The following is a 23606-nucleotide window of genomic DNA, read 5'->3' as shown; positions in this document are numbered from 1 at the left end:
AAGTGAACAGCTCTTGTGACAAATGCTCTAACCGCAGAGCTGGACATTCACGCGATGCCCAGCGCCCGCAGCGCCGCGTCCACCTGGGCTTCCAGTTCGGGCAGGCCAGCGCCGTTCTCGATCACGACCGTGGCCTTCTGCCGCTTCTCGGCGGCGGGGGTTTGGCGGGCGTCTCTGGCCAGCACCTCTTCACGCGAGAACCCACTACGTTCCATCACTCGCTGCACGCGCAATTCCAGCGGGGCGTCCACCACCAGCACGGCGTCCATACCCGTCTCCAGGCCGCCCTCGAACAGCAGGGGGATGTCCTGTACCACCCAGCGTGCGCCCGCGTACGCCGCCTGCTGTTCCAGCGCCGCCATGCGGGCGCGCACGCGGGGGTGGACGATGGCGTTCAGCTCGGCCAGGCGAACCGGATCGGCGAAGGCGACGGCGGACAGGGCGGGGCGGTCCAGCACGCCGCCCCTGACCGTGCCGGGAAAGGCGGCCCCGATCCGGGCCAGGGTCTCCGGCTCCTCCGTGACCAGGCGGGCCTGGGCGTCGGCGTCCAGCACCCTCAGTCCGCGCTCACGCAGCAGCGCCGCCACGGTGCTCTTGCCCGCGCCGATGCTGCCAGTCAGGCCCAGGCGCTGCGGCGGGGCAGATGAAGGTTTGGAGCCAGCCATGGCCGTGACTATACGGGGCAGGTGGACTGTGCAGGGCAGGTGGACTGTGCGGAGCAGGTGGGCCGTCAGCCCCGCGTCAAACTGGGAGTGGACACTGCGGCCAGATGAAACCATTGCGCGCTCCGCACCTTCTTCCGCCGCTCTCACTGGTGCTTCACCCCCACGTGCCCGGCGCTCCGGTATCATGCCGGGCGTGTCCCATGACGGTCAGGACGTGGTTTTGGATGGGCGAGGGGGCCAGCACAGTATGAATGGGCGAGGGGGCCAGCACAGTATGATCTGTGAAACTCACCCCACCATTGCCAACCCACGGAGGTCTTCCAAGTGAATCGACGCACGAGTATTCCCGGTCTGCTGTTGCTGGCCGCCACCCTGCTGGCCGCCACACTGGGCCGCGCGCTGGCCCAGGACCAGACGGCACCGGTCCAGCCGCCCGCCCCGGTGCAGCCGCCGCCCGCGCAGACTGCGCCTGCCACGCCCGCGCCTGTCCCGGCCACGCCCTCTCCCACAGAGGCTGCGCCCGCCGCACCGCGCACCATTCCGGCGGCCAATTACGTGGCCCAGGGCGTGTTCAATTACGAGCAGGGCAAGTATGACGAGGCGTATGTGGCCTTCCGCGCCGCTTCCGAGCTGGACTCCAAGAATGTGGAGGCGCTGCTGGGGCTGGGGCGCTCGCAGGTCAAGCTGCGCCTGTTCGGCCCGGCGCTGGAGACGCTGAAAAAGGCGCTGGAGCTGGACTCGCGCAACCTGAACGCCTTTATCTACCTGTCTCAGGCTTACGTGCAGCAGTACATCGGCTCGGGCGATCCGCAGGCCTTTGTGGGCAACCTGCCCGAGGCGTTAAAGGTGCTGGACAGCGCCGTGGGTTTTGCCAAGGCGCAGACCGGCAAGCCGGGCGAGGTCAGCCTCAGCCGGATTTACAACGACCGCGGCTACGTGTACAAGTTGCAGGGCGACGCCGGCAGGGCCATCGAGGCCTTTAAGCAGGCCAACACCCTGAACCCCGACAACAGCGTGCTGCTGTTCAATCTGGGCGACATGTACTACGCCACCGGGGACCTGAAGGCAGCGCTCGACTACCTGCAACAGGCCGTGATCGCCGATCCGCGCGATCCCTACAACCGCGCGTACTACGCCAAGCTGCTGGCCCTGAACGGCGACGCGGGCGCAGCCAAATCCGAGGCTGCCCAGGCCGCCCGGCTGGCCCCCGCCAATGCCTACGCGGTGGGGCAGTACGGCGTGGTCAGCTACCTGGCCGGGGACCGCGCCACCGCCAAGACCCAGCTCACCCAGGCCGTGACCCTGGACCCGCTGCGCAATCCCGAGTTCTACTACTACCTGGGCCGCCTGAGCCTGGATGTCGGTGACCTGAAAGGAGCGCGCGACTCGCTGACCCGCGCGGCCTCGCTGGGCAGCCGCACCCCCGAGTACCTGTACTACCTGGGACTCAGCTACGAGCGCGGCGCAGGGGCAGTGGCCCCGGACCGCCTGAAGGCCCGCGAGAATTACGACCGCGCCCTGCAACTCAGCCCCACATACAAGGCCGCGCAGGACGGGCTGGCCCGCGTGCGCTAGAGCATTTGTCAAAAGAGTTGTCCACTTTTGACCGAACGGGCGGGCAAGCGTCTTCATGGGCGTCTGTCCTGCCCAAGACAGTGAGTGAATTTTGCCGAGTATTTGGGAGAGTGGAAGCATCGGGAGTCTTTTTTCCCGATGCTGTAATTCGGACAAATGCTCTAGAGCGTCAGGAGGACAGGGGAAGCGAGAGGAAGAGGCCAGTGCCGCGTGCATCTGGCCCCTTTTTCCGCTGGGGCCATGTTGACTGACCGAGAGCGGCGTCAGAGATTCCCCCTTCATCCCCCCTGCCGTCACCCGCTGGCAGGACTCCGCGTCCTACTTTGCAGGTTCCTTGACGACGATCCCTTGAGGCATTCAACTCTCGCCGTTCAAAAGGTGGCGGCGCACAACCGTTTTGCACGCGTCTCGCCGGACGGGTTCAGACCACAGGACCGCACCAAGAAGGCGGGCTACACCGGCGGCCTGAGCAGCGATCAGGGCCACGGCGAGGCGCTGATGAATCCAGCCTTCAAGGAAGTGGGCTTCGGCCAACCTCCCAGCACAGGCGGCGACCACAGCGCCGACTGGGTGCAGGATCTGGATACACACTCAAGGTCTGGGCAATGACGGCTCCTCGACTCAGCCCCGCGCCGCCCGCTGCCGCGCCACGAAGTCCAGAAACTCTGCCTGACCCAGCGTGTTGATGATCTGATCGGCCCTCAGCCCCGCCTTGCGCGCCACCGCCACCCCGAAGCGGGCATCCGCCAGGCCGCCGGGAACGTGGGCGTCGGTGTTGATGGCGAAGGTCAGGCGCTCACGCCAGCGCAGGGCCTCGCGCCAGTCCAGGTCCAGGCGGGCGGCGTTGGCATTGATCTCCACCACCGTGCCGTTCGCCTCGCAGGCGGCCAGCACGGCGTCCAGGTCCAGCGCGTAGCCGGGGCGGCGCAGCAGCAGGCGGCCCGTGGGGTGGCCCAGCACCGTGATCAGCGGGTGCGAGGCGGCCCGCACCAGCCGCTCGGTCTGCCTTGCGGGGTCTAGCGTGAACAGGCTGTGGACGCTGGCGACGACGTAATCCAGTTTCAGTAGCTCCTCGTCCAGGTAGTCCAGCGCGCCGTCGTCCAGAATGTCCACCTCGGCCCCGGCCAGCACCGGCAGCCCCTCGGCCTGCAAGTCCCGGATTTCTGCAATGTAGGCGTGCAGGCGCTCGATGCTCAGGCCATTGGCGTAGTGCGCAGCGCGCGAGTGGTCCCCGGTTCCTAGATAGGCGTGCCCCAGCGCCACCGCCGCCCCCACCATGTCGCGCACCGTCGCCGCGCCGTCGGACCAGACCGAATGGGTGTGCAGCATGCCGCGCAGGTCTCCCACGGTGACCAGTTGCTCTGGCTGCGGCAGCGTCTGCCAGATGGCGTCGTGTTCGGGTTCGCGGTACTCGGCGGGGCGCAGGGGCAGGCCCAGTGCGTCGGTCACGTCCTGCTCGGCGGGGGCGGGGATCATCTGCCCGTCCTTCTTCAGTCCGCGTCCGCTGAGATCGAAACCGCGCGCTTTGGCCTCCGCCCGCAGTTCCTCGCGGTAGCCCGCAGCGCCGCCCATCATTAGGTCCAGTGCGCCGCGTGCCTCGGCGGGGGCGTAAGCGATTTCCACGGGTACGCCGTCCACCCGGCCCGCCAGCACCGGCTTCTTTTCTACCGGGGCGAGGTCTTCCACCACGCCCGCCAGCCGCGCCTCCACTTCCTCCGCCATTCCCGTCACCGTCACGCGGGCCACCCGCACGGTGTCCAGGCCTCGCCGCGCGTCGCCGGAGATGCGCCCGTCCAGATCGGCCAGCCGCGTCGCCAGCGCCTGCGAAACGTCCAGCCCGCTGCTGAGGCTCTGGCGTTCCTGGGAGGCCAGCGCGAAGTCCACCGCCTCCAGAATGGTGGCTGCACTCCTGGCCCCGAAGCCCTTGGTAGAGGCTACCCCGCCATTCTGTGCGCCCTCGCGCAGGCGTTCCAGCGAGTCGAAACCGGCGTCCCACAGGGCACGAATCTTTTTTGGCCCCAGCCCGCGCACGCGGAACAGGCCCAGCACACCGGGCGGAATCTGGCTGGCGGCGTCCTCCAGCGGGCCAAAAGTTCCGGTCTGCATGTACGCGCCCAGTTCGGCGGCGATGTTCTTGCCCACCTTGGGAATGCCCGCGAAGTCTTTTGCCGCAAGATCGGACGCTTCGGCTTCCAGCCCCTCCAGACTGCGGGCGGCCCCCCGGTACGCCTGCGCGCGGAAGGCTTCCTCGCCCAGCAGGTCCAGCAGATCGGCGGTGGAATTGAGGGTGTGGACAAGGGATTTGCGGGTCAGGTCAGCCACAGGGGCAGTTTAGTGCGGCCTGCCCTCATTTTCTGCCGCCCCTTGCAGAGTGACGTTCATCCCGGGCCAACGGGAGGCAAAATACAGTCATGCCCCTGACCCTGTCCCAGTTGCGAAAAACTGTCGCCGAGATGGACGCGCCCGAATTGTGCGGCCTGATCGAGGAATTGTTCAGGGCCAACGTCACCAACAAACGTCTGCTCACGGCGCTGCTGGAAGGCGACAGCAGTGACCTGCTGGCCAAGCTGGACAGCGAACTGCTCAGAGCCTTCCGTGACGAGGGCCGCCTGCCCACCATGCGGGTGGGCGGGGCCAAAAAGGCGCTGGCGGCCTACCTGAAAGTCGCCTCGCCCGTGCAGGCGCTGGACGCGGAGCTGCGCTACGTGGAGGCGGGGATTCGGTGCCTGAACGCCTACGGCGACTGGCCGGAGAACAATTACAGCAGCATGGAAAAGGTCTTCGAGTCCGCCCTGAACCGGGCGCGCACCCTCAATGCCGAAGCAGTGCCGCAAGAACGTCTGGGCCAGCTCGTCCGGGACGGCGACGGCTTCGGCTACGGTTTTTCCGATCAGCTCCAGTGGCTTTACGACGAGTTTATGGAGGAGCTGGAGGAAGATTAAAGAGGGTAGGAAGCATCAAGCCTCCCACCCATTTTCTATTTGAATTACTCAGTCCGCAAAGCGCTTCAACACGTCCCGGCTGATCACCAGACGCTGCACCTCGTCCGTGCCCTCGCCGATGCGGGTCAGGCGGTTGTCGCGCCAGAAGCGCTCGACGGGGTATTCCTTGACGTAGCCGTAGCCGCCCAGCATCTGAATGGCCTCGTCGCAGGCCTCGACGCCCACGGTGGTGGCGAACAGCTTGGCGCGGGCCACAGGCGTGGTGAAGGTCTCGCCCGCGTCCTTGAGGTCGGCGGCCTTGCGGATCAGCAGGCGCGCGGCCTCCAGCTTGGTGTCCATGTTCGCCAGCCGGAAGGAGATGTCCTGGTTGTAGGCAATCGGCTTGCCAAACTGCTCGCGGCCCAGCGTGTACTTGGCGGCGAACTCGAAGGCGGCCCGGCCCAGGCCCAGGCCCATCGCAGCGATGCCCACACGCCCGCCGTCCAGCACCTTCATCACGTCCCTAAAGGCATTGCCGCGCTCGCCCAGCAGGGCGTCTGCGGGCAGGTGAATATCCTCAAAGATCAGTTGGGCGGTGTCGCTGCTTCTCAGGCCCAGCTTGTCTTCCTTGCGGCCAACGCTAAAGCCCGTGACCTCATCCCTGTTGAACACGAAGGCGCTGATGCCGTCGTTCTTGCTCTTTCCCTCGCGCGCGGCGTCGGTGCGCGCCAGAATCACGTAGGTGCCGCCCACGCTGCCCTGCGTGATGAAGTTCTTGGAGCCGTTCAGCATCCATGAGCCGTCTTCTTGCTCTACGGCTTTGGTCTGGAGGCCGCCGCTGTCGCTGCCGCTGCCCGGTTCGGTCAGGCCCCATGCGCCCAGTTTCTTGGCCGAGGCGAGGTCCGGCAGGAACTTCTGCTTCTGTTCCTCAGTGCCGCCAATTAAAATGTGGCCCTGGCACAGCGAATTGTGACTGGCGACGGTCAGGCACAGCGAGCCGTCCACCGCTGCAATTTCCTCGATGATCATGGCGAAGGTGGCGGTGTCCAGCGCCGAGCCGCCGTATTCCTCGGGCGTCTGCGCCCCCATAATGCCCATCTCGCCCAGTTCCCCCACGATCTGCATGGGAAATTCCCCCGTCTGGTCCCGCTCGGCAGCGCCCGGCTCCACCTTATTCTTGAGGAAGGACTTCAGGGCGCTGACGATCGTGCGCTGATCGTCGTTCATGGGCTGCACGTTGGGGCTGATGGCGGGGGTGGTGCGGTCAAGGGTACTGGTCATGGGTGTTACCTCCAATTGCTTCCAACGGATTTGATGGGTGTCTGTTTTTGAGATTCGAGGTCTGATTTTCCTAAACCTGAAATACACCCACCCGCAGTTCATCCTGATGCGGATTGCCCGCACAGGCGTCCAGCGCGCGGATCAGGCGGTCACGGGTGTCGTTGGGCGGGATGATCTCATCCACCCACAGGCGGGAAGCGGCGTAACGGGGATCAAGTTCGGTGTCGTACTTGGACTTGACCTCATCGTAGAGGCGTTTTAATTCCTTGTCGTCCGGTTCATGTCCAGCACGCTTCAGGGCCGCGAGTTGAATGTCCAGCAAAGTCTTGGCCGCCGCGTTGCCGCTCATGACGGCGTATTTGGCGCTGGGCCACGCAAAGATGAAGCGCGGGCCAAAGGCCTTGCCATTCATGGCGTAATTGCCCGCGCCAAAGCTGCCGCCCGTGATGATGGTGATCTTGGGCACCACGCTGTTGCTTACGGCGTTCACCAGCTTCGCCCCCCGGCGGATGATGCCCTCCTGCTCGGAGTCGCGGCCCACCATGAAGCCGGTCACATCAGACAGGAAAACGAGGGGAACCCCGGCCTGATTGGCGTCCAGGATGAAGCGGGCAGCCTTGTCGGCAGAGTCGCCGTAAATCACGCCGCCCACCTCGATTCGCGTTCGCAGGCCCGGCTCACCGCCCGCCTTGAGCTTCTTCTTGATTACGGTGCGCTGATTGGCGACAAAGGCCACCGGATAGCCGCCCACCCGCGCGAAGCTGCACACGATGGTCTCGCCGTATTCCGGCTTGAACTCGTGGAACTCGCCGCCATCCGTCATTGCGGTGATCAGATCGCGCACATCGTAGGTCTTGACGCTCTCGAAGCCGACGATCTCCTCCAGGTCACGCCCGGACGCCTCCCGCACCTCTGCGCGGCGTCTGGCCCACGGGGCGACGTCGCCCTGCGCGTACAGATCGGCCAGCGCCCGCACCCGCTTCAATGCCGCATCATCGTCCGGCTCCTTGTAGTCCACGGTTCCGGCAATGGCGGCGTGCATGTCGGCCCCGCCCAGTTCCTCGGAGTCCACCACCTGTCCAATCGCGGCCCGCACCAGCGCAGGCCCGGCCAGATACAGGCCCGAACCCTCGGTCATGATCAGGGTGTCGCACATGACCGGCAGGTACGCGCCGCCCGCCACGCAGTTGCCCATGATGGCCGCGATCTGCGGAATGCCCCGCGCGCTCATGCGGGCGTTCAGGTAAAACACGCGCCCGAAGTCGTCCTGATCGGGAAAGATCTCGTCCTGCATGGGCAGGTAGACGCCCGCGCTGTCCACCAGATAGATCAGCGGCAGATGGTTTTCCAGCGCGATAGTCTGCGCCCGGATCACCTTTTTGGCGGTGATGGGAAAGAATGCGCCCGCCTTGACGGTGGCGTCGTTGGCAATCACCATCCACGGACGGCCCGCCACGGTCCCGATGCCGGTGACCACGCCGCCGCTGGGGCAGCCGCCCACATCGGCGTACATCTCCCACCCGGCGAAGGTCATCAGCTCGTCGAACGGCGTATCGGTGTCGGTCAGGCGGGCGATGCGCTCGCGGGCGGTCAGGCGGTTCTTGTCGTGCTGGCGGGCTTGGGCCTTTGCCCCGCCGCCCGCGCGAACCCTGCCCTGATCGGCTTCAAGGCGTGCCAGGGCATCAGCCCAGGCTGTATTGGCCGGGCCGGAGCTGGCGGCAGACTGCGCCGGGGCGCTGGTGTCGGTTTCGGTCATCTGTAATGGGCAGTCTAACAAACGCTCGTTAGGTTGTGGGGCAAGAGGAGGCACACTCCAGCAAGAAAGCCGGGTGGTGAGGGCACGGTGAAGCTGAAGCGAGCGAGAGGCAGACTTCCTCAGTGAGGGTTGCCCAGGACGTCAGCCAGCCTCACGGCCATAAACCTGCCGAATGAGAGGCCAGAATCGCCCGTGTCGCAGGTCCGGAGGCAACGCTGCTTATGACAACTCCAGCTCGCCGGGTCAGTATTGAAGGCCCATAATCCCAACCCTCACTTGGTAAACTGAAGCATGACCGTTACCGACCCGCCCGTTCCCGCCGAAAGCGGCATGACCAGTGGCATGGGGTTTGCCCTGAATGACGACAGCCGCATGATCGTGCAACACGTCCGCGACTTCTGCCGCGCCGAGATCGCGCCGCACGCCGCCGAGTATGACCGCAGCGGCGAGTTTCCCCACCCGCAGTTGCGCGGCCTGGCCGAGATGGGCCTGCTGGGGGCCACCGTCCCCGAACAGTGGGGCGGCGCGGCCCTGGACAGCGTGACCTACTCCCTGTGTCTGGAAGAAATCTGCGCGGCGGATGCCAGTGTGGGCGTGATCGTCAGCGTGCAGAACGGATTGCCCGAACAGATGATCCTGAAATACGGCACCGACGCACAGCGCGGGAAGTACCTCAAGCCCCTTGCCAGCGGGGAAAAGATCGGCGCATTTTGTCTGACCGAGGCCAGCGCGGGCAGTGACGCCGCCAGCCTGCGCCTCAAAGCGGTGCGGGGCGGCGACGACTGGGTGCTGGACGGCGCGAAAGCCTGGATCACCAGCGGCGGTCAGGCCGAGACGTATCTGGTGATGGCCCGCACGGGCGGCCCCGGTGCGCGCGGCGTGAGCTGCTTTATCGTCGAGAAGGACATGGGCGGCCTGAGCTTCGGCAGGCCGGAGGAAAAGCTGGGCATGCACGCCGCGCACACCACCACCGTTACCTTCGATGGCGTGCGCGTTCCCGCTGAAAATATGGTGGGTGAGGAAGGTCAGGGGCTGATCGTGGCCCTCGCCAGCCTGGATGCCGGGCGGATTGGTATTGCCATGCAGGCCATCGGCATTGCCCGGGCGGCGCTGGAACACGCCAGCAAGTATGCCAATGAGCGCGAGCAGTTCGGCAAGAAGCTGCGCGAGTTCGAGGGCGTGTCGTTCAAGATTGCCCGCATGGCCGCGCGCATCGAGAGTGCGCGCCTGGTGGCCCTGAAAGCCGCGTGGCTCAAGGACCAGGGCGCTCCCTACGGCAAGGAGGCCAGCATGGCCAAACTGCTGGCCTCCGAGGCAGCGGTGGACTGCGCGCGCGACGCCATTCAGATCTTCGGCGGCAACGGCTACAGCCGCGATTACCCGGTGGAGCGGTTGTTCCGCGACGCCAAGGTCACCGAGATCTACGAGGGAACCTCCGAGATTCAGCAATTGGTGATCAGCCGGGCCGTGTTCGCGGAGTTGGACGGCTGAGCCGGTGCTGATGGCGCTGGCGCTGGGCTTTACCCTCCAGACCGCGCAGGGTCAGCCGTGGTCCCTGGCAGACGTGCTGAGCAAGGAACGCCTGCTGATTTTAAGCGACCCGCCCGCCTCTTACCTGGCCGAAGTTCGGCGGCAGGACGCGGCCTTGCAGGTGCGTGATCTGCGCGTGGTGGCGCTGCTCCCGCCTGGCGACGCGCGGTTAAATGGCCCGGGCACGTTGATGGTGACCCTGCTGGCCGATCCCGGCGGCAGGGTGGGCGCGCCATATGGCCGCGCCGCCTTGATCGGCAAGGACACGGGCATCAAGGCCAGATACACGACCTTTCCAGCCCTGAACACCGTGGCCGCCCTGATCGACACCATGCCCATGCGACAGCAGGAGCGGCGGGCGCGGGGGCGTTAAGACAGGGGCATTAGGGAGAAAGCCTCCTGATGAGCTTGCAGCTTGCCATGTCACGGCCATCAGCAGACATGAGCAGCCTCAGATCGCAGGTGATCACGGTAGAGGCCACCCAGAATGGAGCGGAACGGTCTGCATGCTGTGGCGCGCGGAGCAGCACTCGTCAAAACGCTGAGCACGTCGCCAAGCCTGCTCCTGTTCGTTCCTGGTGGGGTGGGCGGGCGGCAGGAAAATCTCACCACCGGAACTTGTTTTTAACCTCGTGTCAGCCGCGCCCGCGTCCGCCCCGGCCCCGTGCGGGCTGCGGTCCCACGCGGCCCGCCCCTGTGCCAGCCGGTGCGCTGCCGCCCGAGTCCGAGCGCCGCTGGCCGGACGGCTGCGCGCCGCGCCCGCCCCGATCCGAATGTCCGGCCTGTCCACGGGCCTGAGACTGACCGCGCGACTGGCCGACACCCTGCCCACCCCGGCCCTGTCCGCCCTGACTTCTGCCACGTCCGCCACCGCTCTCGCCGGGCATCAGACCGTTGCCGGAGCCGCGTCCCTGCTTCTCCTGAATGGCGCGGTCCACCTGGGCCTCCTGGTTGGTCAGTGGCGGGTGCAGCGCGGGCGGCAGATTGCGGCGCACGGTCTGCCACAGGCCGCGCTGTTCGGGAATCAGCAGCACCAGGTTCACGCCGGGACGGCCCGCGCGGGCGGTGCGGCCCGAACGGTGAACATGGTCCTCGGCGGTCTGCGCCACGTCCATGTGGATCACCAGTCGCACCTCGGGGAGGTCGATGCCGCGCCCGGCGATATCGGTGGCCACCAGCACGCGGGATTTGCCGTCGCGCAGCAGGGCCATGGTGCGCTCGCGCTTCTTCTGGTCCATGTTGCCCTGCAAGGGACTGACGATCTCGCCGGGCAGCATCCCCTCCAGGCGTTCGGCACGGCGTTTGACCAGGGACTTGGTGCGGCTGAAAATCACCACGCAGCCGCCCGGCGCACGCAACGCCTCGCGGGCCTGCTCGGCGGCCACGTCCATCACGTCGTCGCGGGTGGTGTGGACCAGCAGGTGCGTGGCCCCGGTCGCGCCGCCCAGGATATCGTCCTGATTGGTGTTCTCGGCGCGGGCAGCGGGGGCGATGTCGATGCGCTCGGGGTTGACCATGAACTGCTGGGCCACCGTGCGAATCTCGGCGGGAAAGGTGGCCGAGGCCATCGCGATCTGGAGTTTCTGCCCCGATTGAGCCTGGCTCTGAGTCTGGGCCGAACGCAGAATGTCGCCCACGTCTTTCAGGAAGCCCAGCGACAGCAGCTCGTCGGCCTCGTCCAGCACCACGTAACGCAGCCCGGAAAGGTTCAGCTCGCGGCGGCTGATCAGGTCTTTCAGGCGGCCCGGCGTGCCGGAGATCAGGCCCTTGCCCGTCGCCTCGCTGCGGGTCTGCCCCGGCGTGATGCCCCCGGTGATGCGCCCGGCGGTCATGCCCAGCTCGCGGGCCACGTCGCGGATCTGCACGGCCAGTTCGCGGGTGGGCGTGACCACCAGCACCTCGGGGCGCATGCCGCGCACGGGATTCATGCCGATGCTCCGCACGACGGCGGGAATGAGAAAGGCCAGCGTCTTGCCGCTGCCGGTGCGTGCGGTGGTGATCACGTCGCGGCCACTCAGCAGCGCGGGAATGGCCCCGGCCTGCACCGGGGTGGGCGTGTCGTGACCCAGCATGCTGTGCCAGTCGGTGGTCTGAGCGGCGAACTGCGGGGCGGCCTGCCGGGTCTGCGGCTGGGCGTCGTTCTGGTTGCGGGGGCGGTCTGGGGTACGGGTTCGGGTCATGGATATCCTCTGGGTGCGTCCACAGGTGAACGCGCCGAAAATCGGCTGGGGAAGAAACGTTGGAATGAGGGGCGGGAGGGCCGTGTCAGACTGCGTGACGCTCGCGAGCTTGCAGTCCAGGCACCTCCGGCAAAAGGCACCAGCAGGCTTCAGAGGCCCGCGTTCGTCCCCACTATGCCGCATTTGTGTGAGTACAACACCAACCCAGCCCACTGCCGATACGAAGGCAGTGTCACAGGGCTGGGGACGGGCTGGGAGAAAACCCCTCAGTCCGCTTCACTGCCAACCTCCCTCAGAGGGGAGCCAGGGGGCACAGAAGATCGTTTAGCACGAGAATTTTCTCGCCTTCCTTTCGAGGGAATTCAACCGGAAGGGTGAGACGGGTCTAGCAACCCCACAATCTCAATCTGGCCCTGCCCCTACCCGTGCCGGGGTTTGATGATCAGCCGCCGCGACGCGCCCTCGCCCACGCTCTCGCTCATCACGTCGGGGTGTTCCTTGAGGGCGATGTGGATCACGCGGCGTTCGGCGGCGGGCATGGGTTGCAGCTCGTGGGCCTCGCCGCTCTTGGCCACGCCGATGGCCAGTCTCTCGGCCAGCTTGGTCAGGGTGTCGGCCTGGCGCTTGCGAAACCCGCCGATGTCCACCCGCACGCGGGTATCGCCCCGGCCCTCTTGCTTGGACAGCACCGTATAGGCGATGACCTCGATGGCCCCCAGCGTGCGCCCGTCGCGTCCGGCCAGTCGGGCCGCGTTCTCACCGCTGATCTCGGCCTCGATGGCGTCGTCGACCTCACGGACGGTCACATTCAGTTCGGGATCGATGCGCGCGATCAGCCCGCGCAGAAAGCGTTCCAACACGGCTCTGGGGTCCGTGGCGGCGGCCTCCAGCGTGGGCATGGTGCCGGGAGTCTCGGGCGCGGGCGGCGGCGTGACGCTCTCGTCCGCCTCGCTGATGCCCAGCTCCGCGAGGTAATCGTCGAGATTCGTGCGGTTGTCCATGCCCCGCAGTCTACCGCGCGCCTCTCACCAGTTTCCCACATGACCCCAGAAAGCTTCAGTCCGCCCGTTTGCGTTGCGCCGCGAAGGCCTGAGCGCTGCGCTCCAGCATGGCGTACACGGTCTCAAAACCGCCCAGACCATCGGAATCGGAGCCGCCGTAATAGGGGTCCGGCACATCCGCGCCGGGGGCCTGGGCATCCCACTCGCGCATCAGGTGGAGGCTGGCCCGCGCGTCTACCGGGGCCAGTTGGCGGGCGTCGTGCAGGTTCTGGGCGTCCATCGCCACGATCACGTCGAAGTCCGTGAAATCCTGCGCGGTCAGTTGGCGGGCGCGGCCATTCAGGACCAGACCATGTGTGCGGGCCACCTCGGCACTTCGTGGATCGGCGGGGCGGCCCACATGCCAGTCCCCGGTCCCGGCGCTGTCCACCGTGGCCCGCACCCCGGCGGCCTCCAGCTCACGGCGCAGCAGCGCCTCGGCCAGCGGACTGCGGCAGATGTTGCCCAGACACAGTGCCAGCACGCGCAGGGGTGGGGTGGGGGAAGTCATGAATCGGATTGTGGCATGGCAGAGGGACGGTCAAACCGTTACACGGTCCAACTGCCCGGCATCCTTTTAGAGCATCAGTCAAAAGAGTTGTTTTAACCGAACGGGTGGGCAAGCGTCCTTATGGGGAGGAGCGGCGTCCTTGTGGGCGTCAATTCATGGCGACAGTCTGTTCTGCCCAAGACAGTGGGTTAATGTTGCCGAGTATCTGGGACTGGCACAGCTCCGTAGGAGAGAATGGAGGCATCGGGAGTTTCTTTTCATGGTGCTGTAACTCGGACAAATGCTCTAGACGCTTAGACCTCTCATCACTTCCAGTACACCACCCGCCGCACCAGCCATTCCAGCGGACCCGTGCCGAAGCGGCGCAGCCACCACACGCTGATCGGCAGTTGCAACAGACCCACGATCAGCGCCAGCCCCACCGACAGCGCCGCGCCCCACTGACCGAACTGCGCGCCCGCGTAGGGATAGAAGATGGCGGTCATGATCAGGCTCTGGGCGATGTAGTTGCTCATGGCGACGCGCCCGCCCGCCGCGAAGGCGCGCAGCGGCCCCAGGCGCTCCCGCACGGTCAGCAGGCCGATCACGCCCACGTAGCCCAGCGCCGAGGCCAGCCCGCCGCCCATGCGGACCGGAATGGCCAGCAGGCCGCTGGCATAGTCGCCCCGCGTGTTCAGCCACGCCAGCAGCGCGCCCAGCGGCAACCCGGTCAGCAGGCCCCAGAGTGCCAGCCCGCGCAGCAGCCGGGGGTGGTCGTGCGGGCGCAGCAACACGCCCGCGCGCCCCGCCGCCGCGCCCAGGCTAAGCAGCGACAGCAGCCACGCGCCGTTGTAGAGGCCGCCCCCAATCAGATCACCCAGGAACTCGTCGGTCCGCCCGGAAACCACCTCTGGATAGGTCTGACCGGCGAACAGGGCGGGCAGACCCGTGAATCTGGCCGCGCCCAGGCCCTGCGCCAGCGCGGCAAAACCTTCCAGCAGGCCCAGGCCCAGCCACCATGCGCCCAGCACCGCTGCCAGCGTGACCAGCCCCCGCGCCGTCAGGCGGGCGGTGGCCAGCAGCAAAAAGGCCAGCACCGCATACAGCGAGATGATGTCGCCATGCCACACCAGCATGAAATGCAGCGATCCCACCGCCAGCAGCACCAGATGCCGCCGCAGGAAAATTGCGATGCCCTGCCGTTGCAGCAGCCCCGCCGCGCCCCAGCCGAACAGCATGGCGAAGATGCTGATGAACCGGCCATTGGCCAGCACATCGGTCAGGACCTGCACGGCGCGGTCCAGCCCGGTCTGGGTCCACTCGCGGAAGCCCGCGAAATCCTGGGCGTTGACCAGCAGGATGCCCAGCAGGGCCAGCCCCCGCAGCACGTCCGGCAGCGGGGCGCGCGTCCTGACCGGGCCGCGTTCGCTGTGGGCGGGCGGCGCGGCGTCCGGCGGCAGCGGCGGCGGGGCAGTCATGGGATCTAGGCTAGCGCGCGCCCTGCTGATGTGCGAAGACCGAAGAGGCACTCATTCTGCGTGGTGTTCACGACTTTCCCATGCCGCCCGGAGGCCCGGCCCCGGCCCCTGCTCATCTCAGATTGTGGCTGGAGTCCTCACTGTAATCCGGCTGGCAGGAGAAGCAAAGAACACGCGTTGCGTGATCTGGAAGTACAGACGGCGCTTTCCTGTGCATTCTGGAATGGAACGCAACGCATATCACCCTTCATCCCCCTGCCCGATTTTCCTGAACTGGGCAGTGGAATCTGCGCCCGAATGCGTGTAGCCTGCACTCAACTGAAGGGAGAGAAGGGTGGCGGGTGCCTCAGCTTCCCTGTTGCCCTCCTGTCTACACCGAGGTCCCCTTGCAAAACGCCCCGATTCAAAACGCTCCACACCACAATGCCGGACCACAGGATGAGTCGCCGCTGATCAGCGTGGTGATTCCCACCTACCGGCGTCCCGAGCTGCTGCTGAGCAGGGCACTGAAAAGCGCACTGGACCAGCGTTACCCGAATCTGGAAGTGCTGGTGGTGATGGACGGCCCCGATCCCGAGACGGCGGCGGCGCTGGAGACCATCGACGATCCCCGGCTGCGCCCGCTGACCCTGCCCCGCAACCAGGGGCCGTCTGCGGTCCGCAACTACGGCGTGCAGCACGCGCGCGGCGAGTGGATCGCCTTTCTGGACGACGACGACATCTGGCGGCCCGACAAGCTGGCCCGGCAGATGGAGGTGGCGCAGCGCTCGGAGTACGCCCTGCCGGTGGTCCTGAGCGGGTACATCGAGCGCACCCCTTACGGCGACCGCCTGTCTCCAGCGCGCCCCAGGGAAGCGGGCGAGCGGCTGGGCGATTACATGCTGGCCCAGCGTTCGGCCAGGCAGAGGCCGTGCGCGCTGATCTGTAGCCTGTTCCTGGTTCCCCGGCAGTTGGCGCAGCGCGTTCCGTTTCGTCCGGACCTGCGCAACAACGAGGACTGGGACTGGCTGCTGCGCGCCGAGGAGGTTGCGGGCGTCGGCTTCGAGCAGCTTTCCCCGCAGGAGGCCTCGACGCTGGCGATCTACCATGTGGGCGAGGACCGGGCCAGCGGCAGCGGGGTCTCGGTGTGGCGACCCATGCTGGAGTGGGCACAGGAGCACCGCCGGGCCGGGCGGCTCTCGGACCGGGCTTTCGCCGGATTTCTGCTGGCGCAGGTGGTGCCGCGCGCCGTGCGGGTGGGCGATTTTGGCGGCCTGCCGGTGCTGGAGCGGGCGCTGCTGTCCACCCGCCCCAGTGCGTACGAGCTGGCCAGCTTCGTCCGGCAATGGGCCGTGCCCGCAGCGCTGCGGCGCAGGCTCAGGCGCTGGCTGAACACCCGCCGTCCGCCGGTCCGCCTGGACGCCGCCGTTTCCCTGAACGACACTGGCCCCCCGGACATCGTTGGCCCTCTGGACGCCGCCGCGCCGGTTCCGTTTCCGCTGGCCGCCCCACCCGCAGTCCAGGCCACAGAGCAGGGGATCGGCAGCGCCATTCCCGCCGTCAAGGTCACCTTTTTAATCGACTCGATGGCCGGACGCGCGGGCATGGAGCGGGTCACGGCCACCGTGGCGGGCGGCCTGGCCGGGCTGGGGCTGGACGTGCAGATTCTGACCCTGCGCGGCCAGACCGTGGCCTTCGAGCTGCCCGAGGCGGTCCAGGTGACCTCGCTGGGATTGCCGGAGGGAGACCTGCGGATGCGGGGGCAGACCGTGCCGCTGGCGCGCGGGGTGCGCCGTGAGCTGCTGCGGCGGCGGCCCGACGTGCTGATCACGGTGGACACCTTCCTGGCCGGTTTCGTCTTTCCCGCCGTCCTGGACCTGCCGATGCTGCGGGTGGCCTGGGAACACTTCAATTTCCGCACCACCCTGAACATGCGCTCCCGCCGCCTGGCCCGCGTGATCGCCGCCCATCTGGGGCATCAGGTGGTCACCCTGACCGGGCAGGACCGCGAGTGGTGGCGCTCGGCCTTTCCGCGTGCCCGCGCCGAGATCACGGTCATCGCCAATCCGCTGACGGTGGAGCGGCCCGCCGCGAATCCCTACTCGCCGTGTAGCCGCGTGGTACTGGGTCTGGGTCGTCTGGACCCCCAGAAGGGGTTTGACCTGCTGCTGCGCGCCTGGGCCAGGGTGGAGGCCGACGCGGTCAATTCTGACGGCCCCGGCTGGCAGCTCCAGATTTACGGCGACGGCACTGAGGAACAGCGCCTGCGCGATCTGGCCGCAGAACTGGGGCTGCGCCGCTGGGCACTGCGCTGCGCCGTTGCTGAGGTCACGGAGATCTACCGGACTGCTGGCATCTATGCCCTCAGTTCCCGGCACGAGGGGCTGGGTATGGTCCTGATGGAATCTCAGGCCTACGGCGTGCCGGCAGTGGCCTTTTGCTGCCCCACCGGCCCCGCCGAACTGCTGGCGGCGGGGGGCGGCGTGCTGGTCCCGCCCGGGGATGTCACGGCCCTGGCCGCGGCCCTGCGGTCCCTGATGGAGCGCCCCGACCTGCGCCAGGAGCTGAGCGGGCGGGCCTACGCCGGGGCCGAACGCTACCGCCTGGAGCCGGTCCTGGGCCAGTGGCTGCGGCTGCTGGCGGCGGGGCGGGGCCGGGCCACAGACCAAGACGCCCCGACAGCCTCCAGCGGCCCCCACCGGGACACCAGCAACCGCCAGGACACCAGCAACCTTTAGAGCACCGGCAACAGTGCCGCCACTTCAGAATCCGTCTCTCAGCCGCCCATACCTCCGCATCACCTCCAGCGTGCGCACGTGCGGCAGGGCGTGGACGGTGCGCCCATGCAGGCCAGTCATGGTCTCGGCGGCGAACAGGGCATTCACGATGGCCTCCTCGGTGGCCTCCACCGTCGCCCTGAACAGCGGATCGAGGCTGGCGTTTAGCAGCGCCCGCCAGCGCTCCAGGCCGCCCTGCACCTCCGGGAACGCCGTGGAAAAGGCCAGGAACAGGTCACCGGAGCCGTTGTGGGCCACGCTGCCGGTGCGGGCCAGTCCCAGGGCCGCGCGCCGGGAGAGACGCTTGAGTTGATGCGGCAGCAGCGGCGCGTCGGTGCCGACCAGAATGATGATCGAGCCGTCGCGCCCGCCCGTGTTCTCGCGCTCGGGGAGCAGATCGGGGATGTCCTGACCTAGCGGCACGCCCAGGATGGTCAGGTCCTCACGCGCGCCGAAGTTGGCCTGGACCAGTACGCCCACCGTGTACGGCAGCGGTTGCTGTAGCACCCGCGAGGCCGTGCCGATGCCGCCCTTGAAGCCGGAGACGATCATGCCCGTGCCGCCGCCGACATTGCCCTAGGCCACCGGGCCTCCTGAAGCGGTGTCCAGCGCCGTAAAGGCATGTTCGGCGGTGACGTGAAAGCCATGGATGTCGTTCAGGAAACCGTCGTAGGTCTCGGCCACCACCGGCAGACTCCACTGCTCGGCCCAGCCCCGCGCCCGGCCCCAGGCCACCACCGCGTCGCGCACCACGCCCACCGAATGGGTGTTGGTCAGCATCACCGGACCCGCCAGCCCGCCGGATTCGTCGATCCAGGCGGTGCCGGTCATCTCGCCGTTGCCGTTCAGCGAGAACCACGCGGCGGGAACCGTGTGCGCCCCACTTGTGCCGCAGGGCAGGACGGCACTCACTCCGGTTCGGACGGCGTGCGCTCCCTCGCCGGAGATCAGCGTGACGTGGCCAACTTCCAGCCCCGGCAGGTCGGTGATGGCGTTGAGGGGGCCAGGTGTGCCAGGAAAGGGCAGGCCGAGGTCGCGGGGATTGGGCATACGGAGAGTGTAAGCGGGAGCGTGCGATCCGCGTTGCGTTTCCTTCCAGAACAGCCGGGCAAGCGCCGATCATCGTGCCATGCCACGCGGCGCGTCTTCTCTGCCCCTGCCAGCCGGGCTGAAGTCCAACCCCAGTCCGTATCATCTGGAAAGGGTGGTCGGGAACGCAGGAAAAAGTGGGTTGAGGCGTCTTAGCACCAGGTGGGGGCGCAACGGGACCACGGCGCTGGTGGTGCTGGGTCCGTTACCGTGCCCTTACCGGGCCGGGACCGCGCCCAGCACCTCGTCCGCGATCTTGAAGGCCGCCTCTGCCGCCTGGCCTACCAGTTCCGGGTCCAGCAGCGTGTCGCCGGGCTGATGGTAATTGGCGTCCAGGCCCCGGTGGAAGAACAGCGTCGGCACACCGGCCTGCCGGAACGGCACCTGATCGCTGCTGCCGGATGTCCTCTCGCTGGCCTCCACCCCCGCACGCCGCGCCGCCGCCACCAGCGGGGCCTCGCCGCTGATCATCAGGGGCATGACGTTCACGCCCACCATGTCCAGATTGAGCATGGCCTTCAGGCCCCTGACGGTTTCCGGGTTGTCCTTGACAAAGGCGCGGGACCCCAGCAGGCCGTCTTCCTCACCGTCGAAGAGCGCAAAGAAACTGCGGGCCGCAAGCGGCGTGCCCACCGCCCGCCGCGCGATCTCCAGCACCGCCAGGCTGCCCGACAGGTTGTCGTTGGCCCCCGGCGCGCCCTGCACCGAGTCCAGATGCGCGCCGAACAGCACTTCGGGTTTGCTCATGCCCGCTTTAAAGGCGATCAGGTTGACGGCCTGTACCTGGCCCTCGCGCACGCGGACGCGCAGGGTCACGGGCTGGCCGTCCTCAATGGCTGCGCCCACCGTGGGCGATACGCCCAGGACGGGCAATTCCACCCGCACGCCCAGCGTTCCCCGGAACCCACCGGACGCGTTGTTGACGATCACCACGCCCGCCGCGCCTGCGGCCAGGGCCGCGCGGACCTTGTCGATAAAGGGAATCTGCCCGCGCTGAACCACCGCCACCCTGCCGCGCACGTCCACCTGCGCGAAGTCGGCGGCGGTGCCTGGCCCCGGCACACGCACGGCAGGCGCGGACACCTCGCCCCCGGCAGAGTCCTGCAAGGCGCTCCCCCCCAGCACCTGTTCACCCACCCGCACGTCGGATCCCAGATCGTCGAAGCGCGGATACGTGAAGCTCTCGCGCCGCGTCTGGTAGCCCAGCGCCCGGAACTGCGCTTCCAGGTAGGCCCTGGCCTGCTCGCCCGCCGCGCTGCCCGCCACACGGGGGCCGAATGGCAGGATGGCCGCAGCGTGGTCCCCGGTGCTGACGGCAAGTCCGGGACTGGAGACCGTCAGCACCAGGAGCGCGGGCCACAGCAGAAGTTTCATGTGGGGAGTAGACCACGGCTGGGAGGGCATTACGGTGGGGGTCGCCGCCTTCTTGGGCCGTACAGGAACAGGTATGGAAAGACCCGCCGACTAGGGCGGTTCTGATGTGGTTCTGAAAGGCTCAGCCGCAGCGCGTGACGGCAGAGCCACGCTGCCTGAAAGTGCGATCGGTGCCAGCACCGACATCGACCTGGAGCAGGGCACCCGTGCTGATGGCTTACACGAATTCCGATTGAAAGTGTTGAGAACGCCTGAACATCCAAGTGGGACTTGCAGAGCTTCAGACAGGAGGAGCAGCGTCCTCATGGGCGTCTGTCCGCGACGAGAGGAGAGCGAGCAAAAGAAAAACGGGCTGCCGGACGTGACACGGAATCCGTAGTACAGCGTGCCGCCCGTCCGCACCATGTCGGTGACTGAGGCGGACTTTGACAGACCGACTTCTTTCTCATCGCCGCCATCCCTGTACAGGCCGGTCGCGTGCAGGGCATTGAAGGTCACGGCACAGGCCCACACACTTTCGGGCGGCGGATTCCCAGGACCGCCCCCACCGTCCTCTTCCGGCGGGGGTCCGTTTCCCCCGCCCCCACATCCGACGGGCGGGGCGGCGCTGAGGCCAGACAGCAGGAACAGTTTTTTTATGGGCCATCGCCGCCGCTCGGCAAACATCGCCGAAAAGAAGGGGATTCAGGTGGCCTTGATCACACTCGCCGGACCACCAGCGGCCCCCTCGGGCCCAGCGTGATGCCGGGGACCGGACTGTCGTCGCCGCGCACCGCCCGCAATGGAGGCAGCGCCGAGAGCACGTCCAGAATCAGCATCTGCGCCAGGTGCATGCCCAGGCACAGGCGTTCGCCGCCGCCGAAGGGCAGGTAGGCCCAGGCGGGCGGTTTAGCCTCCCAGCGCCCAGGCCGGAACTGACCGGGCGCGTCCCACAGTTGCGGATCACGGGCCGAGAGGTACGGCGCGTACAGCGCCAGCGTGCCGCGCGGGAGCCGCACGCCGTTCCAGTCCAGCTCGCGGCTCAGGCGGCGGCTGCCCATCCAGCCGGGCGGATGCAGGCGCAGGGTTTCCTTGAGGACGGCGGCGTGATGTTCTGGCGCGTGCCACTGCGGATGCTGGGCCAGATGCCAGACCGCGTAGGCCAGCGCGTGCGTGGTGGTGTCGTGCGCGGCGGCCAGCGACACCCGCGCTTCTTCCAGCCCGCCGGGAATGGGCGCGAGAACCGCGAGGAGATCATCTCCGCCCGCCGTGAGCCGCCGGGTGGCGAGGCGGCGCAATTCGGCGTCCACGCGCAGGAACAGCAGCGGACGGGGCAGGGCCGGAACCGGAAAGGGGCGGCGCAACGGGGCCAGAAAGGAGTGGAGCAGATGCGAATTGAACTTGCCGCCAAAGTACGCCGCGTTCAGCAAGCTCAGCACCGCGCCGTCCGCCCAGGCCAGGGCATCGAATTCGCCGTCCGGGATGGAAGGCAGGGCCGCCTGCGTGCGCCCGCGCAACGTTTGCAGATGCTTCTTTCCAAAGCCCGGATTGATGGCCTGCCGCCGCCGCCGGTGCATCGGCGCGTCGGTGAGGATCACGCCGCCCGCCAGGTACGGCACCACCGCCGAGAAGCCCCCCGCACTGCGGAAGGTGTCCAGATCGCTCAGCAGCCGCCGGTTCCAGGCCGGGCTGAAGCCGACGACGCAGGGGATGCCCAGCCGCAGGCGGAACAGGTCCGTTCCCGCCGCCCGCGCCCGCCGCGCGCCGTCCTCGATCAGCGGCAGCGGCGACAGCGCCCAGTCCTGAAGGTGGCCGTTGCCGGGGCGGGTGGGCGGCTGGGGCAGCGTGGAAAAGGAGATCAGGGGCGGCAAGCGGGGGCCTCTGACATCTCGCTTTCGTTTATGGCCTGCCTGGTGAACCCCTTACCCCGCCCCTTCGCAACGCCCTTCTCACGCAAGGATAGAGAGGCCAAAAAACTCAAATCTCTCCTCCCTATCCTCACGCCCACGTCTCCCCCACTTCTGGCACGTCCAACCCGCCCAGCGCGTCGTAGCGCAGGCCCAGCAGTTGCCCCGCGCCGTTCCAGCCGCTCAGCATGCTCAGCGGGACGCCGCCGCCGGGATGCACCGTGCCGCCCACCTGCGCCAGGTTGCGAATCTGCGGCACGGTCCAGCCGGGGCGCAGGCTGCCGCCCAGCCCGTGTGGGGCGCGTCCGTACAGTGCGCCGCCCTGCGAGACGCGGGCGTACTCGGCGGGACCCAGGGGCAGCCAGTCCTCGATTTCCAGCGGCTGCAACTCCGGGGGTAGGCGATCTTGCAGCAGCTTGAGCAGCAGCAGGCCGTAGGCGCGTGGGGCGTCTTCCAACTCCGGTTTGGGGGGCGCATTGACCAGCAGAAAGGCACGCTGGCCGTCCAGATGCAGGTACAACGTGGGATCGCGCGGCAGGTGTCCGGCGCGGATGTCCTGCCACTCGCGGGCGTACTGCGCGGGCCAGAAGATGTGGTGGGCGCGGCCCCGGTCCTCTTTCAGGTGCAGTTGCAGCGCGAAGCCGCTGACGCCGCGTGGGGTGGGTTTCTCACCCACGCCCAGCCAGCCCAGCGTCAGGGCGCGGTCCGCCGCGCTGACCCAGGCGTCGGCGGCAAAGGCCCCCCGGTCGGTGTGCGCCCCCAGCACACGCCCGCCGTGGACCATCAGATGCCGCACGCGCGTGCCGTATTCGAAGCGCACGTCCAGCTCCAGCGCCTTTTGATGCAGCCGCCCGGCCAGCGCCAGCAGGCCCCCCTGCAGGTGCCACACGCCGTAGCCCAGTTCCACCCAGGCGATGTTGTGCAGCACGGCAGGAGCGCGGTAGGGGTCCGCGCCCAGATACGTGGCGAAGCGCAGCCAGAACGGCGTCATGAACGCCCCCGAACGCACGTAGCGCGCCAGCGAAGTTCCGGGCGCGGCCCGCAGCCCGCGCGTCAGGGCGTAGCGGGCCAGCCGCGCGGACGTGGGCGGCGGCGCGAACAGAAAGGTGGGCGCCGCGTCCAGATACATCCGGCGGGAGGCGGCCAGCAAGCTTGAATAACGTTGGCCTTCAGTTTTCGAGAGCTGCGAGAGCGTCGGCTCCAGACTGCCCGCCACATGCAGGGCTTCGGGCGCAAAGGTGCGGCCCTCGCCGGGCCGGGCGGCGTGCGCGTGGTAGGTGGTGGTGGGCCGCGCGGCCTCCAGTTCGGGAGCGGGCAGGTCCAGGCGCTCGTGCAGCGCGCGGAAAATCTGGGGCATGGTGACCACCGTGGGGCCGCTGGAGAAGTCCTCGTAGCCCAGGGCGGCCTTGCCTCCGGGCCTCTCCAGCGCGTCCAGCACGGTCACCTGCGCCCCGGCCTGTGCCAAACGCAGCGCCGCCGCCAGCCCCGCGAAGCCCGCACCGATCACCGCGACGTGTCCTGGAGCGTGTTTCAACCCCGCGTTTCCCGCTTAATCCTGCCGTTCATGGTTTAAGGATAATGCGGA

The 23606-nt window shown here is 67.7% G+C and carries 17 protein-coding genes and 1 pseudogene; 6 read left to right on the top strand and 12 right to left on the bottom strand.

The features are described from left to right. Positions 1–47: 47 nt before the first annotated feature. Entirely contained in the window at positions 48–665 is a 618-nt protein-coding gene (gene coaE, locus Q322_RS0100260) for a dephospho-CoA kinase (protein WP_029474776.1), read from the bottom strand. A gap of 324 nt (positions 666–989) precedes the next feature. On the opposite strand from coaE, the gene Q322_RS0100255 reads away from it, so the two are divergent. Continuing rightward, entirely contained in the window at positions 990–2240 is a 1251-nt protein-coding gene (locus tag Q322_RS0100255; RefSeq protein ID WP_029474775.1) for a tetratricopeptide repeat protein, read from the top strand. Positions 2241–2588: 348 nt separating this feature from the next. Further along, positions 2589–2849: a CAP domain-containing protein gene (locus Q322_RS0100250; RefSeq protein ID WP_156952801.1), complete on the top strand. Its 261-nt coding sequence runs from the start codon at positions 2589–2591 to the stop codon at positions 2847–2849. A gap of 12 nt (positions 2850–2861) precedes the next feature. Here the strand turns inward: Q322_RS0100250 and Q322_RS0100245 are convergent, their stop codons facing one another. After that, complete coding sequence (locus Q322_RS0100245) at positions 2862–4562, bottom strand: DNA polymerase/3'-5' exonuclease PolX (protein ID WP_029474771.1); 1701 nt, start codon at positions 4560–4562, stop codon at positions 2862–2864. An 89-nt stretch (positions 4563–4651) separates the two neighbouring features. On the opposite strand from Q322_RS0100245, the gene Q322_RS0100240 reads away from it, so the two are divergent. Then, positions 4652–5182, top strand: a complete 531-nt coding sequence (locus tag Q322_RS0100240; protein ID WP_034417116.1) for a hypothetical protein — start codon at positions 4652–4654, stop codon at positions 5180–5182. Between the two features lie 48 nt (positions 5183–5230). On the opposite strand, the gene Q322_RS0100235 is transcribed toward Q322_RS0100240, so the two are convergent. Beyond that, positions 5231–6442, bottom strand: coding sequence for an acyl-CoA dehydrogenase family protein (locus tag Q322_RS0100235; RefSeq protein ID WP_029474767.1), 1212 nt, complete (start codon positions 6440–6442; stop codon positions 5231–5233). Between the two features lie 70 nt (positions 6443–6512). Beyond that, positions 6513–8198, bottom strand: coding sequence for an acyl-CoA carboxylase subunit beta (locus tag Q322_RS0100230; RefSeq protein WP_029474765.1), 1686 nt, complete (start codon positions 8196–8198; stop codon positions 6513–6515). Between the two features lie 291 nt (positions 8199–8489). Between Q322_RS0100230 and Q322_RS0100225 the strand changes: the two genes are divergently transcribed. Together Q322_RS0100225 and Q322_RS0100220 are read left to right on the top strand one after the other, a co-directional pair. Further along, positions 8490–9689, top strand: coding sequence for an acyl-CoA dehydrogenase (locus Q322_RS0100225; RefSeq protein ID WP_415831082.1), 1200 nt, complete (start codon positions 8490–8492; stop codon positions 9687–9689). Positions 9690–9699: 10 nt separating this feature from the next. Further along, positions 9700–10101, top strand: a complete 402-nt coding sequence (locus tag Q322_RS0100220; protein WP_051667947.1) for a DUF4174 domain-containing protein — start codon at positions 9700–9702, stop codon at positions 10099–10101. A gap of 262 nt (positions 10102–10363) precedes the next feature. Here the strand turns inward: Q322_RS0100220 and Q322_RS0100215 are convergent, their stop codons facing one another. The 4 genes from Q322_RS0100215 to Q322_RS0100200 all read right to left on the bottom strand — a co-directional run bounded on the left by Q322_RS0100215 (position 10364) and on the right by Q322_RS0100200 (position 14916). After that, positions 10364–11908, bottom strand: a complete 1545-nt coding sequence (locus Q322_RS0100215; protein WP_029474760.1) for a DEAD/DEAH box helicase — start codon at positions 11906–11908, stop codon at positions 10364–10366. A gap of 419 nt (positions 11909–12327) precedes the next feature. Next, on the bottom strand, positions 12328–12909 hold the full coding sequence (locus Q322_RS0100210; RefSeq protein ID WP_029474759.1) for a Jag family protein: 582 nt from the start codon (positions 12907–12909) through the stop codon (positions 12328–12330). Between the two features lie 55 nt (positions 12910–12964). Beyond that, positions 12965–13459 (bottom strand): low molecular weight protein-tyrosine-phosphatase, encoded by a 495-nt coding sequence (locus Q322_RS0100205; RefSeq protein WP_029474758.1) that lies wholly within the window; start codon positions 13457–13459, stop codon positions 12965–12967. A gap of 305 nt (positions 13460–13764) precedes the next feature. After that, positions 13765–14916: a DUF418 domain-containing protein gene (locus Q322_RS0100200; protein WP_029474757.1), complete on the bottom strand. Its 1152-nt coding sequence runs from the start codon at positions 14914–14916 to the stop codon at positions 13765–13767. 386 nt (positions 14917–15302) lie between these two features. Between Q322_RS0100200 and Q322_RS21455 the strand changes: the two genes are divergently transcribed. Next, entirely contained in the window at positions 15303–17633 is a 2331-nt protein-coding gene (locus tag Q322_RS21455; protein WP_156952800.1) for a glycosyltransferase, read from the top strand. Between the two features lie 24 nt (positions 17634–17657). On the opposite strand, the pseudogene Q322_RS24310 reads toward Q322_RS21455, so the two are convergent. The 4 genes and pseudogenes from Q322_RS24310 to Q322_RS0100170 form a co-directional block, all read right to left on the bottom strand. Further along, positions 17658–18722 (bottom strand): annotated as a pseudogene (locus tag Q322_RS24310) (DmpA family aminopeptidase). Positions 18723–18977: 255 nt separating this feature from the next. Next, the gene (locus tag Q322_RS0100180; RefSeq protein WP_029474755.1) at positions 18978–20135 is read right to left on the bottom strand and encodes a M28 family metallopeptidase; all 1158 of its coding nucleotides are present in this window, start codon (positions 20133–20135) and stop codon (positions 18978–18980) included. Positions 20136–20833: 698 nt separating this feature from the next. Next, the gene (locus Q322_RS0100175; protein ID WP_029474753.1) at positions 20834–21985 is read right to left on the bottom strand and encodes a cytochrome P450; all 1152 of its coding nucleotides are present in this window, start codon (positions 21983–21985) and stop codon (positions 20834–20836) included. A 127-nt stretch (positions 21986–22112) separates the two neighbouring features. Next, positions 22113–23555 (bottom strand): phytoene desaturase family protein, encoded by a 1443-nt coding sequence (locus Q322_RS0100170; protein WP_029474751.1) that lies wholly within the window; start codon positions 23553–23555, stop codon positions 22113–22115. Positions 23556–23606 lie beyond the last annotated feature (51 nt).

Origin of the sequence: Deinococcus frigens DSM 12807 (assembly GCF_000701425.1) — a bacterium.
Taxonomy (GTDB): Bacteria; Deinococcota; Deinococci; order Deinococcales; family Deinococcaceae; genus Deinococcus; species Deinococcus frigens.
The sequence above is the reverse complement of the archived record's forward strand: the minus strand, read 5'-3'. Positions and strand labels throughout refer to the sequence as shown.